This is a genomic window from Propionimicrobium sp. PCR01-08-3, from assembly GCF_030286045.1.
Taxonomy (GTDB): Bacteria; Actinomycetota; Actinomycetes; order Propionibacteriales; family Propionibacteriaceae; genus Brooklawnia.
The window spans coordinates 1,725,689-1,738,450 of record NZ_CP127390.1 but is presented as its reverse complement, the minus strand read 5'-3'; the positions used below and the strand labels follow the sequence as shown (position 1 = coordinate 1,738,450).

11 protein-coding genes are annotated in these 12,762 nt (G+C 62.9%); 9 read left to right on the top strand and 2 right to left on the bottom strand.

Features of this window, described 5'->3' with window-relative positions; genetic code table 11:
• Positions 1 to 4: 4 nt before the first annotated feature.
• Positions 5 to 907, top strand: a complete 903-nt coding sequence (gene tatC / locus QQ658_RS07965; RefSeq protein ID WP_286024344.1) for a twin-arginine translocase subunit TatC — start codon at positions 5 to 7, stop codon at positions 905 to 907.
• Positions 900 to 2,174, top strand: a complete 1,275-nt coding sequence (gene tgt, locus QQ658_RS07960; protein WP_286024343.1) for a tRNA guanosine(34) transglycosylase Tgt — start codon at positions 900 to 902, stop codon at positions 2,172 to 2,174. The genes tatC and tgt overlap by 8 nt, the downstream gene beginning before the upstream one ends.
• Before the next feature lie 126 nt (positions 2,175 to 2,300).
• Here the strand turns inward: tgt and acs are convergent, their stop codons facing one another.
• Positions 2,301 to 4,193 (bottom strand): acetate--CoA ligase, encoded by a 1,893-nt coding sequence (gene acs / locus QQ658_RS07955; RefSeq protein ID WP_286024342.1) that lies wholly within the window; start codon positions 4,191 to 4,193, stop codon positions 2,301 to 2,303.
• Between the two features lie 230 nt (positions 4,194 to 4,423).
• Here acs and QQ658_RS07950 point away from each other — a divergent pair, with 230 nt between their 5' ends.
• From QQ658_RS07950 to QQ658_RS07925, 6 genes are all read left to right on the top strand, one after another.
• Positions 4,424 to 4,894: a DUF5709 domain-containing protein gene (locus QQ658_RS07950; RefSeq protein WP_286024341.1), complete on the top strand. Its 471-nt coding sequence runs from the start codon at positions 4,424 to 4,426 to the stop codon at positions 4,892 to 4,894.
• Positions 4,895 to 5,051: 157 nt separating this feature from the next.
• Positions 5,052 to 6,041, top strand: a complete 990-nt coding sequence (locus tag QQ658_RS07945; protein WP_286024340.1) for a PhoH family protein — start codon at positions 5,052 to 5,054, stop codon at positions 6,039 to 6,041.
• A complete protein-coding gene (gene ybeY, locus QQ658_RS07940; protein WP_286024339.1) occupies positions 6,038 to 6,496 on the top strand; it encodes an rRNA maturation RNase YbeY in 459 nt (152 codons plus the stop codon). Before QQ658_RS07945 ends, ybeY begins: the two co-directional genes overlap by 4 nt.
• Complete coding sequence (locus QQ658_RS07935) at positions 6,493 to 7,770, top strand: hemolysin family protein (RefSeq protein ID WP_286027063.1); 1,278 nt, start codon at positions 6,493 to 6,495, stop codon at positions 7,768 to 7,770. Before ybeY ends, QQ658_RS07935 begins: the two co-directional genes overlap by 4 nt.
• On the top strand, positions 7,763 to 8,707 hold the full coding sequence (gene era, locus QQ658_RS07930) for a GTPase Era (protein ID WP_286024338.1): 945 nt from the start codon (positions 7,763 to 7,765) through the stop codon (positions 8,705 to 8,707). Before QQ658_RS07935 ends, era begins: the two co-directional genes overlap by 8 nt.
• Positions 8,707 to 8,850, top strand: a complete 144-nt coding sequence (locus tag QQ658_RS07925; protein WP_286024337.1) for a hypothetical protein — start codon at positions 8,707 to 8,709, stop codon at positions 8,848 to 8,850. Before era ends, QQ658_RS07925 begins: the two co-directional genes overlap by 1 nt.
• A gap of 109 nt (positions 8,851 to 8,959) precedes the next feature.
• Here QQ658_RS07925 and QQ658_RS07920 read toward each other — a convergent pair whose 3' ends face one another.
• Positions 8,960 to 10,531 carry a mannitol dehydrogenase family protein gene (locus QQ658_RS07920; RefSeq protein ID WP_286024336.1) on the bottom strand — a complete coding sequence of 524 codons (1,572 nt, stop codon included), beginning with the start codon at positions 10,529 to 10,531 and terminating at the stop codon, positions 8,960 to 8,962.
• 365 nt (positions 10,532 to 10,896) lie between these two features.
• On the opposite strand from QQ658_RS07920, the gene leuA reads away from it, so the two are divergent.
• The gene (gene leuA / locus QQ658_RS07915) at positions 10,897 to 12,681 is read left to right on the top strand and encodes a 2-isopropylmalate synthase (protein WP_286024335.1); all 1,785 of its coding nucleotides are present in this window, start codon (positions 10,897 to 10,899) and stop codon (positions 12,679 to 12,681) included.
• Positions 12,682 to 12,762 lie beyond the last annotated feature (81 nt).

Genomic DNA, 12,762 nt, shown 5'->3' with positions numbered 1-12,762 from the left:
GCTGATGTCGGCCGATGCCCCCGCCGATAGCAAACCGAAGAGCAGGTTTGCGTGGCTGAAGCCACCCCAGTTCGATGAGAACGGGGCGATGAGCATCTGGGATCACCTGCGGGAGATCCGGTACCGGCTGATCGTCTCGATGGTCGCCATCGTGGTGTTATTCATCGCGGCCTTCGCTTTTCGTGTGCAGATCGTCGAGTTGATCCTGTACCCCTATCAGCTGGCCGCCGCGAGGGTTCAGGCCGCCAATCCGGATGCAACCATTCAGGTGATCAACTCAGGTGTCACCTCTCCGATGATGCTGGCCCTCAAGTCGTCCGGACTGGCCGCTCTGATCGCGGCCTGCCCGGTCTGGCTCTACCAGCTGTGGGCCTTCATCGTGCCCGGTTTGCTGAAGAAGGAGAAGCGGGTGGCCCGGCTCTTCCTGCTTTCCGCGATCCCGCTTTTCCTGGGTGGTGTGGCCGTCGGCTACTCCGTGTTGCCGAAAGCCTTCGAGTTCATGCTGGGCTTCACCGTGGTGCAGGCCGGAGTCGCGAACCTGCAAGACCTCAACGACTTCCTCTCCCTCGAGATGCGGATGCTGCTGGTGTTCGGCATCAGCTTCTTGCTGCCGGTCGTACTTGTCATGCTCAATATGCTGGGGGTGCTGAAGAGCTGGCAACTGAAGAAGGCACGGACGATCTCAATCTTCGTGTGTTTCGTCTTCGGTGCGGTAGCCACTCCTTCGGGGGATCCGTTCTCGATGCTGGCGCTCTCTGCTCCGATGGTCATCATGTATCTGGTCAGCGAGTTCATCAGCGCGCGGCGCGATAAGACGAAACTGAAACAGCGCATCCGGGCGGGCGAGATCACTCCCGAAGAGGCCGAAGCAGAGTACCGAGGAAAGACACTTCAAACCGATGAATAGTGATGTACCCAGTCCCCGCGACTTCGGATTCCGGGTCGAGGCGAGGCTGCCGGACGGGCTGGGACGCACAGGAGTGATCCGTACCCCGCACGGCGATATCGAAACGCCGGCATTCATCGTCGTCGGCACCAAGGCCGATGTGAAGGCCGTGCTGCCCGAGCAGGTCGCGGCGCTCGGCGGCCAGGCGGTGCTCGCCAACGCCTTCCATCTCTATCTGCAGCCCGGCCCCGACATCGTGGACGAAGCCGGCGGCCTCGGCGCGTTCATGAATTGGCCCGGCCCCACCTTCACCGATTCGGGTGGATTCCAGGTGATGAGCCTGGGTGCCGGATTCAAGAAGGTGCTGGCGATGGACGTCGCCGGTCTGCAAAACGATGACGTCATCGCCGAAGGAAAACAGCGCAACGCTCATGTGGACGATGACGGGGTCTGGTTCAACTCACCGATCAACGGGGACCGGCACCGCTTCACTCCCGAGATCAGCATGCGGGTGCAGCACGAACTGGGCGCCGATATCATCTTCGCCTTCGACGAGCTGACCACCTTGATGAACACCCGCAGCTACCAGGAATCGTCCGTGGGCCGTACCCAGGCCTGGGCCAAGCGTTGCCTGGACGCCCATCGCAAGCTGACCGCTGAGCGGGGCACGCGTCCATATCAGGCATTGTTCGGTGTGGTGCAGGGCGCCCAATACGAGGATTTGCGCCGACAGGCTTGCCGCGGATTGATGGCCACCGAATCGCAAGGGCAGCACTTCGACGGCTACGGCATCGGGGGAGCGCTGGAGAAGCAGCGGCTCGGCGAGATCGTCTCCTGGTGCACGTCGGAGTTGCCCGAAGACAAGCCGCGACATCTGCTGGGCATCAGCGAACCGGACGACTTCTTCTCCGCCATCGCGGCAGGAATCGACACCTTCGACTGCGTGAATCCGAGCCGGGTGGCCCGCAACGCGGCGATCTACACCGCCGATGGACGCTATAACCTCACCAATGCGGCCAATCGAAGGGCATTCGTCCCGCTCGAGGAGGGCTGCGACTGCTACACCTGCACCCATTACACGAGGGCCTATCTGCATCACCTCTTCAAAGCCAAGGAGATTTTGTCGGCGACGCTGGCCACCATTCACAACGAACGATTCACGGTGCGCCTGGTCGACACCATCCGCCAATCGCTGCGCGACGGAGATTTTGATGCCTGCCGTACCGAAGTGCTCGGACGCTTCTATGCCCGCAAACGCGCGAGCGAAGATACGCAGCGAGTCTCATGAGAGTCTTCGCATTTGGTGAGGACGAACAAGGAGCGCTTGCCGGGTGCAGCTTGTTTGAGGTCCGGCGTCTGGACCTGACTGCGGTGCCCGGCCATCGGAGGACAGCAGGCACCGCAGGCTGGGATATCAGTCGCTCTCGAGGGTCGATAGATCCCCTTCGTCTTGTCCGAGCGCGCGGGCGCGCAGCACCCGGCGCATGATCTTGCCCGAGCGGGTCTTGGGCAGCTTCTCGGGGAAGTCGAAGGTGTCGGGCTTGGCGATCGGCGACAGCGTCTCGGCAACGTGGGTGCGTAGCTCTTCTTCCAGTTCCCTGCTCGGCTGTTGGCCGTTGGCGAGGATCACCGACGCATGAATGGCGTTGCCCTTGATCTCGTGAGGCAGCCCGATAGCGGCGGCCTCCACGACGCCCGGATGAGACACCAGCGCCGACTCCACCTCGGCGGTGCCCAGCCGATGGCCCGAGACCTTGATGACGTCGTCGGTGCGTCCGATCACCCAGATGTAGCCGTCTGCGTCCCGCTTGGCGGCATCCCCGGTGAGGTAGAGGCCCGGGTACTTCGACCAGTAGGTGCTGATGTAGCGGTCCGGATCCTTGAACAGGGTACGCATCATCGCCGGCCACGGGTTCTTGAGCACCAGGAACCCTTCGGTGCCGTCGGGCACCTCGTTGCCCGCCTCGTCGAGGATGGCGGCCTGCTGGCCGAACACCGGACGCCCCGCCGACCCCGGCTTCTGGGGCATGGCGGGCACCGTGGTGATCTGGAACATGCCCGTCTCGGTCTGCCACCAGGTGTCGATGATCGGGCAGTGGCCTTGGCCCACCACCCGGTGGAACCATCGCCAGGCCTCCGGATTGATGGGCTCGCCCACCGAGCCGAGCAGCCGCAGGCTGGAAAGATCGTGCTTGGTGACCCAGGCGTCGCCGAACCGCATCAAGGTGCGGATCGCGGTGGGAGCGGTGTAGAAGCCGGTGATGCCGTAGTACTCGATGAGCTGCCAGTTGATGTCCGGGTAGGGGTATGTCGGGCTGCCCTCGGCCATGAAGACGGTGGCCCCGTTGAGCAACGGCCCGTAGACCAGATAGGAGTGGCCGGTGACCCACCCCGGGTCGGCGGTGCACCACCAGCGGTCCTCAGGTTTGATGTCGAAGGAATAGCGCAGCGTGGTGTACGTGCCGACCTGGTAGCCGCCATGAGTGTGCAAGATTGCCTTGGGCTTGCCGGTCGATCCGGAGGTGTAGAGGATGAACAGCGGGTCCTCGGCGTCCACCTGCACCGTCTCGCAGTGACCCTTCGCAATCGGCAGTCGGGTCAGCTCGTGGTACCAGTGGTCGCGGATGGTGTCCATCGCAACCTCGGTCCCGGTGTTGGCCACAACGATGACGTTCTCCACCGTGGGAGAGAACTTCACCGCCTCGTCGACGATGTCCTTGAGGGCGAATACCTTTCCATTGACCCACGAGCCGTCCGCGGTGATGACGACCTTCGACTCCGAGTCGTCGATGCGGGTACCCAACGCCTCGGCAGAGTATCCGGCGAATACCACGGAGTGGATCGCCCCGATCTTGGCGCAGGCCAGCATCGCGAAGAAGATCTCCGGGATCCGGGGAAGGTAGATGGTGACCACGTCGCCCTTCTCGACGCCCATCGCCTTGAGGATGTTGGCCATCTGCTCGACCTCGCGATTGAGCGAGAAATATGAGAAGGTGCGTACTTTTGAATTGTCTTCGCTGACCCAGATCAGGGCCAGCTTGTTGCGTCGGGCCGATTTGAGATGTCGGTCGACCGCATTGGTGACGATGTTGGTCTTGGCGCCGGTGAACCACTTGAAGAACGGCGCCTTCCGGTCGTCCAGTACCTTGTCCCACGGCTTCGACCACTCCAACTCGCCGGCGCGTTCGGCCCAGTAGCTCACCGGGTCAGACGCGGCAGCAGCCTCGGCTGCCTGCCAGTCCGAGATCCAGGCCTTGTCGACGATCTCGTCGGGCGGCTCGAACACTTCCTGCTGCTCGCTGGTCATCTGGGTCCTCCTCGACCGGGCGCACATGACTTGTGCTGACGAGAACGAGGTAATCACAGCTGCGGGCCCGATGTGAAGTAATTCACCAAAGGTGTTCGCCACCGGCGTGACGGCGTCCGCTTAGAGTGGGCCCGCCAAGGACGACTTCATCGGCTGCCGCTCGCGACGGACCGCCCGTGTAGTTCGCGTGTAAGGATGCAGGCTTGGAGCAGTGATGGCAGTATCGATACATGACGGAGAACATGCCAGAGAATGAAGATGCACCGGATACTGCTGAGCAGTTGGACCAGCTGGCACAGTCCGATTCGCTTGTTCATCGCGGCGTGGAAGATCCACTTGATGAGGGTTACACCGCGCCGGATAATTGGTCGCCCGCGCAGGGTTATGGCAACACGCCCGAAGAGATGAAACGGGGCGAAACCATCGACCAGCGGATCGCTCAGGAAGAGCCGGAAGAAGACCCCAAGAAGCTCAAGGGGTCATGGAATCCGCATAGCGAGAATCGTCAGGTTGGCTCGCAACGGGCCGGACGCCTCAGCGCCCCCGACGGCAAGGACGGCGGTAGCAATACCGTCGAGTCGGTGGCCCAGGATGAAGGTATCTCGGGCGGCGCGGCGAGTGCCGAAGAAGCCGCGATGCACATCATCTCCGAAGACGATCTGCAAGCTCAAGGCGATGATGACGGCGACAGCGATGAGTGACGAGCTGCGATAGTAACAGCGTCATCGGCCGATTCAGCCTTTCGGCGCGGGGTAGCTAGAATTGGCCTGCGAATTCAACGAAAGGATCGTTCTGACTACCAGTCATCAACCCGATCAGGTTGCCGGAGACGGACGAGCCGCGTCCACCGTGGCTCAGATGCCCGGAAGCTATACCTTTGTGGTGCCCGCCTCGATCGACATGATCAGCATCCTCGGCCCGCGCGATGAGTTTTTGCGCATCATGGAGCGCGAACTCGCGGCGGACATCCATGTGCGCGGAAACGAGATCACCCTCAGCGGTGCAGCGCGCGACGTCACAGCCGCCAGCGAAGCCCTCACCGAACTCGTCACGATCGTCCGCACCGGGCAGGGCCTGAACGCGGAGGCGGTCGAGCGGGTGCTCGCCATGAGCGCCGAGGGCTCGCATCCGGCGGAGATCCTGACCCAAGACATCTTGTCGAGCCGCGGGCGCACCATTCGTCCGAAAACGCTGAATCAGAAGCGTTATGTCGACGCGATCGACAAACACACCATCACCTTCGGCATCGGACCTGCCGGTACCGGCAAGACCTACCTCGCGATGGCGAAGGCCGTACAGGCGTTGCAGGCCAAGCAGGTGACCCGGATCATCTTGACGAGGCCGGCGATTGAGGCGGGGGAGCGGCTGGGCTATCTGCCCGGCACGCTGAACGACAAGATCGATCCCTACCTGCGTCCGCTTTATGACGCCTTGCATGACATGCTCGATCCCGAGTCGATCCCGAAGCTGCTGACCGGTGGAGTGATCGAGGTTGCTCCGCTGGCCTATATGCGCGGACGTACCCTCAACGACGCGTTCATCGTGTTGGACGAGGCACAGAACACCTCGATGGAACAGATGAAAATGTTCCTCACCCGGCTGGGATTCGGTTCGAAGGTCGTCGTCACCGGCGACATCACACAGATCGACCTGCCGGGCGGGGTGAAGAGCGGGCTTCGCGCCGTGCAAGACATTCTCGATGGCATACCCGACATCGCATTCTGTCAGCTGACCAAGCGCGACGTCGTACGTCACAAGTTGGTGGGCGATATCGTCGCTGCCTACGACCGCTATGACTCGACACTGGCCCAGGCCTTCAGCTCCGGCAGACAGCGGGCAAACCGGTGATCGAGATCAACAACGAGTCGGGCGAGCAGGTCGACGAGCTGTCACTTGTGCAGTTGGCGGAGTTCGCGCTGGCCAGACTGCGGATTCATCCGCAAGCCGAGCTGTCGATTCTGCTGATCGATCCGGACGCGATGGCCGAATTGCATCAGCGGTTCATGGACCTTGAGGGCCCGACCGATGTGATGAGCTTTCCGATGGACGAGCTGCGCGCCCCGGCAGAAGGTGAGGAGCCGCCGCGGGGAATGCTCGGTGACATCGTGATCTGCCCGCAATTCACCTCGGCTCAAGCGCCCGAGAATGGACGCGAACCCTTCGAAGAAATCCAGTATCTGCTGATTCACGGACTGCTGCATTTGCTCGGGCACGACCACGCGGAGCCGGCCGAGAAGGCCGTGATGTTCGGATTGAACGATCAGATCATTTCGGAATGGCAACGATCAAGGGCGGGCAAGTGACCACCCAAGATTGGATCATGGTCGGCTGCGCCCTGGTGGCCGCACTGCTGGCCGGCGTCGGCTCGGCGATCGAAACCGCCCTGGTCACCATCACCCCCGGCCGTGCCGACCAAATGGTGGCCGACGGCAAGCGTGGCGCCGCAGCGGTCAAGCAGATCACCGATGACCCGGCACCGGAGACCAGCGCCGCAGCCTTTCTGCGGGTCTTCTGCGAAGTCGTTTCCGTGGTGTTGGTCTGCCTGGTTCTGGTCGACAATTTTGCCGGCCTGACCACCCGGCTGTGGGGCAGCGTCGTCATCATGACGCTGGTCTCGTTCATCATCTGGGGTGTGGCCCCGCGCACGCTCGGCAGGCAGAAGGCCGAAGCGGTTGCGGGTGCGTCCGCGCGCGTGATGTCGGTGCTCTCGGTCATCTTGTGGCCTATCTCTCAGTTGCTGATCTGGATAGGCAATGCCATCACTCCTGGCCGGGGCTACTCGGACGGCCCGTTCATCGCGGAGGCGGAGCGTATCGCGGGCGCCAGCGACGGTGAGCGCGAGATGATCGACTCGGTTTTCGAACTCGGCGACACGATCGTCCGCGAAGTGATGGTGCCGCGCACCGATGTCGTCTACATCAACCAGGACAAGACGCTGCGGCAGGGCCTGTCGCTGGCGTTGCGGTCAGGGTTCAGCCGCATCCCGGTGACCGGCGAATCCTTGGACGAGGTCGTCGGCGTGCTGTATGTCAAAGATCTGATGCGCAGGGTGTACGACAATCCTGAGGCGGAGAAGAAGGAGACCGTGTGCTCCTTGATGCGTGAGGCATCGTTCACCCCCGACTCCAAGCCGATCGACGACCTGATGCGTGAGATGCAGACGACCCGTCATCACATGGTGATCGTGATCGACGAATTCGGCGGTACCGCCGGCGTCGCGACGATTGAGGACGTGGTCGAAGAAATCGTCGGCGAAATCACCGACGAATACGATGCCGAGCCCGATCTGGCCGAAGAGGTCGAGCCGGGAGTATGGCGGATCTCGGCGCGGATGCCGGTGGACGACATGGGGGACCTCTTCGGCCTCGAACTTGAGGACGAGGACGTCGAAACCGTGGGCGGGCTACTGGCCAAGGTGCTCAACATGGTGCCGATCTACGGCTCCCAGATCACCTGGAACGGGCTGGAGATCACCGCGGAGAAATCCACCGGGCGGCGTCACCAGATCGACACGGTGCTGGTGCGCCGGGTTGACGAACCAACCGACGACGAATCAGAGGACGAGAACGATGAGTGAGCCCGCATCCAGTGCCCCCGAGGGCTTCAAATCGGGTTTCGTCTGCTTTGTCGGTCGTCCGAATGCGGGCAAGTCGACGCTCACGAACGCGCTGGTCGGCTCGAAGGTGGCGATCACCAGCAGCAAGCCGCAAACCACCAGGCATGCCGTGCGCGGCATCATCTCGCGCGATGACGCCCAGCTGGTCGTCATCGACACCCCGGGATTGAGCAAGCCGCGCTCGCTGTTGCAGGAGCGGCTGAACGACCTGGTCTATGCCACCTGGAGTGAGGTCGATGTGGTGGCGGTCGTGCTGCCCGCCAATCAGCATGTCGGGCCGGGCGACGAGTACCTGGTGCGTGAGGTCGCCGGGCTGGCGCATCCGCCCCGGCTGGTCGCGATCTGCTCGAAGGCAGATCTGGTGAGTCCTGTCCGGTTGGCGAAGCAGTTGCTGGAGATCGAGGCGCTTCAGGAGAAGACCGGGGTGGTCTTTGAGGAGATCGTGCCCTGTTCGGCGTTGTCCGGTGACCAGGTGGACGAGATCGCAGACGTGCTGGTCGCGATGATGGACGAAGGCCCCGCCTACTATCCGGACGGCGAAGTGACCGACGAACCCACCGAGACGCTGGTGGGCGAGTTGATCCGGGAAGCCGCCCTGGAGGGCGTGCGCGACGAACTGCCGCACTCCATCGCCGTTGAGGTGGACGAGATGGGCTTGCGCGAGGGGCGCCCGGACGATCGTCCGCTGCTGGATATTTTCGCCTCGCTGATCGTGGAGCGGGATTCTCAAAAGCCGATCATGATCGGACGCCGGGGCGAGCACATCAAGCAGGTCGGCACGGACGCGCGACGTCAGATCACGGCGCTGTTGGGCACCCCGGTGCATCTGGATCTCAAGGTCAAGGTGCTCAAGGAATGGCAGCGGGACCCGAAACACTTGAACAGGCTGGGGTTCTGATGGAGCAGAAGAACTATGCCGAGGTCGCTGTTGAATGGGTTTCGTTGGCAGGAAAGCGCACCGAAGAATTAGAGGATGGGTCGGTGAGGCCGTTGAACCGTGAGGAAGCCAACAGCTACCTCGGCTCGGGCGACCAGCTTTGATGGCAGCCGCGGCATCGCTGCTGCGTGATCGAAAAACCGTTCGGGCTTCCAGTGGTTGAGTGGAGAGCCCGAACGGTTTTCTCTGTGTTCGACAGGAGGAGCTAATCGCTCACTCGCCGAGGGCGTCCTTGGCTGCCGCCTCGACCCCGTGGGTGACGATGTCGTCAAGCAGCTCGGCGACCCGGTCGGTGAACTCGCCGTGCTCGGCCAACTCGGTGGGGAAGAAGCCGCCGGTCATGATCTTCTCGGCGTGCTCGTGTACATTCTTCGCGCCAGCGGTGGCCTTGGCGAGGTTCTCGCGCTGCGGTTCCTCCATCAACGCGGCGATTTCGCCCGGATCGAAGCCGGCCGGCGGGCAGACGCAGGCGATCCAGGACGCGGTGGTGAGCGCCATCTCGTGCGGCATCTGGCCCATGTTCAGCATCCGCAGCGCAGGCTCGGGAACCCGCTGCAGCAGCTTCGCGGAACCATCCGAGCCGACCCGGTAGGTCTTGTCGCCCAGGGCATGGTTCTGCCAGCGATGGAACAGCTGCGCGACATAGGCGTCCGCGTCGAAACCGTGCGGCAATTCGATGCTCGGCAAGAACTCGTGATAGATCGCGGCCCGCACCGACTTCTCGACGAACTCCTTGTCGCGGGCAGAAGGAATGGTCGGCGAATTGCTCAAGCCGCCCAGGTAGCTGATCAGCGAATGCGAGCCGTTCAGCAGACGCAGCTTGACCAGCTCGTACTGTTCGACCTCTTCGGAGAAAGTGACGCCGGGAGCGGCCTCCCAAGCCGGACGACCGGCCTTGAAGTGATCCTCCAGTACCCACATGGTGAACGCCTCGGCAGGCACCGGAGCCTCATCTCGCAGACCGAGGATCTGCTCGACCTGCGCCTTGGTCTCCTCGTTGGTGCCCGGCACGATGCGGTCGACCATGGCGTTCGGGAAGGAGACGTTCTCGGCGATCCAGCTCATGGTGTTGTCGTCCACACCTGCAGCCTGCAAGAACTCGGTCACCATTGCCTTGGTCGTATTGCCTGCCGACTGCATGTTGTCGCAGGACAACACGGTCAGCGGGGCCTTCGACTCGTGGCAGCGCTTGACCAGGCCCCAGGCGAGCTGGGCGAGTGGCGCCTTGGCCTGATCGGGTCCGATCAATCCGGGAGCGATCTCGGCAGAGTCAGTCATCAGATCGCCGGTGACGCCGTTCTTGTTGTAGCCCTTCTCGGTGATCGTCAGCGTGACGATCTTGTGATTGGGGTCGGCGATGGCCGCCAGCACCTCGGCCGGCTGCTCCGCCGCGACGAACAGGCGGCGGTGTACATCGACGATTTGTACGTCGGTGCCTTCGGGGCTCAACTGCAGAATCGAGTAGAGAAAATCCTGGTTCAGCATCGGATCGATGATGCGGCGGGAACGGTTAGCGACGCCGACGATGCCCCAATCGCCTCCGGCTTCGGCCATCGCCAATGCCGTGTTGACTGCCGCGTGTGCGCGGTGGAACTGCCCAATGCCCAAGTGCACGATGCCGGTGGCATCAGGCGCCGATGCTCCGATCTGGCGCTCAACTGGGAAATTGGAGCGATTCAGGTTTGCCATGTACATCACCAATCTGGTCGCGGATAGTGCCGGAAGCCTCAGCCGATCGTCCTCGCTTTCAACCGGACGACCGGTCTGCGCTTCGTCACCGTTCATTGTCGCAGGAACCGGTGAGCCGTGGCGAGGTGTGGCCGTTGTTGCCAGGAGTATGCATTGGACGGCTGATGGCAGCGGGAACCGAAGCAGGCCGGGCCCGAAGTATTGGGCGGGCATGTCTGTCGCGCAATCGGGCGCTCGTGTAGCAGGCGGGAGGGGAGGGCCTCAGAGCGTCCGACCAGCGATCGGTGTTTGGCCTGAGCCGACGAACGGGTTTAAGGTAGGCACGTGGCTTCGACCTTTGGCGCCTTGGTGGCGCTCCTCCTTGGTCGCCGCAGCGAGACTCGCTAAGGCCAGTCCCTCTCGCTGCGGAGTTTTTGGCGCGTCCGACTGACCCAACCTCATCCGCAGCCAAGGAGACTCTTATGACCACGACCGATATTCACGGCACCCCGAAGCCCCATATCAACCCGCAGCCGCGTCCGGTTCAGCAGCCGACGCCGATGCCCTTCCAGCGTTACCGGCCTTTCCGGCCGCTGGTGCTCGCCGACCGAACTTGGCCGAACAAGACGATCGACAAGGCGCCGCGCTGGCTGTCCACCGATCTGCGCGACGGCAATCAGGCGCTGATCGACCCGATGACTCCCGGACGCAAACGCAAGCTGTTCGATCTGCTGGTGCAGATGGGCTACAAGGAGATCGAGGTCGGATTCCCGTCCGCTTCGCAGACCGATTTCGATTTCGTCCGCTCGCTGATCGAGCAGGACGCCATCCCCGACGACGTGACCATCTCGGTGCTGACCCAGGCTCGCGAAGACCTGATCGACCGCACCGCGCAGTCGCTGATCGGAGCCAAGCGCGGCACCATCCACATGTACAACGCAGTCGCCGAGCTGTTTCGCCGGGTGGTATTCCACACCGACGAGCAAGAATGCAAGCAGCTGGCGGTCGACGGCACCCGCTGGGTAATCAAGGCCGCAGAGAAGTACCTGGGCAATGTGGAGTTCGGCTACGAATACTCGCCCGAGATCTTCACCCAGACCCCGACCGAATACGCCGTCGAGGTCTGCAACGGCGTCATCGACATCTGGCAGCCCGACGCCGAGCGCGAACTCATCTTGAACCTGCCGGCCACCGTAGAGATGAGCACGCCGAACACCTACGCCGACCAGATCGAGTACTTCTGCCGCAACATCAACGGGCGCGAGAGTGTCTGTGTGTCGCTGCACACTCACAACGACCGGGGCACCGGTGTGGCCGCGTCCGAGTTCGGTCTGATGGCCGGCGCCGACCGGGTCGAGGGCTGTCTGTTCGGGCATGGTGAGCGCACCGGCAACGTCGACCTGGTCACTCTCGGCATGAACCTGTACACCCAGGGCATCGACCCGAAGATCGACTTCAGCAACCTCGACGAGGTACGCCGCACGGTTGAATACTGCACCGGCATGCCGGTGCCTGCCCGCCAGCCCTACTCCGGCGATCTGGTCTACACCGCCTTCTCGGGGTCTCATCAGGACGCCATCAAGAAGGGACTGGAAGATCTGGAGACCAAGGCGGAGCGTGAGCGGGTGGGCGTCCACGAGGTCGCCTGGCAGGCACCTTACCTGCCGGTCGATCCACACGATGTCGGCCGCAACTACGAGGCCGTCATCCGCGTCAACAGCCAGTCCGGCAAGGGCGGCATGGCATATCTGATGAAGAACGACTACTCGCTGGTGCTGCCGCGCAGACTGCAGATGGAGTTCAGCCGCGTCGTCCAGCATCATTCGGATACCGAGGGCGGCGAAGTCACCAGCGAGCAGTTGTGGCAGATCTTCTCGGACGAATACCTGAACCGCACCGAACCGTTGCGCGGCAAGGGATTCACGTTGGAGACCAGCGAGGACGGCCAGGCGACCATCAAGGCCCGCATTTCGTCGGATGGCGTTGAGAAGGTCATCAGCGGTGAGGGCAACGGCCCGGTGTCGGCCTTCGTGGACGCGTTGACCAGCGTCGGCGTCAGGGTACGCGTGTTGGACTACCAGGAGCACGCGTTGACCGCCGGTGGCGATGCGAAGGCAGCCGCCTACGTCGAGTGCGAGATCGAGAACGGCGAGACCGAGGTGCATTGGGGCGTCGGCATCGACCCGGACATCACCACTGCCTCGCTGAAGGCCGTGATGAGCGCGGTCAACAGGCATAGTGCGGATGCTTTGGCGATCGCCGGCTGATCCTTCTCTCCTGTCGCGATAACGATCCCCGGTGGGCGCCAATACGGCGATGCCCGCCGGGGATCGTGGCAGACTCGAACC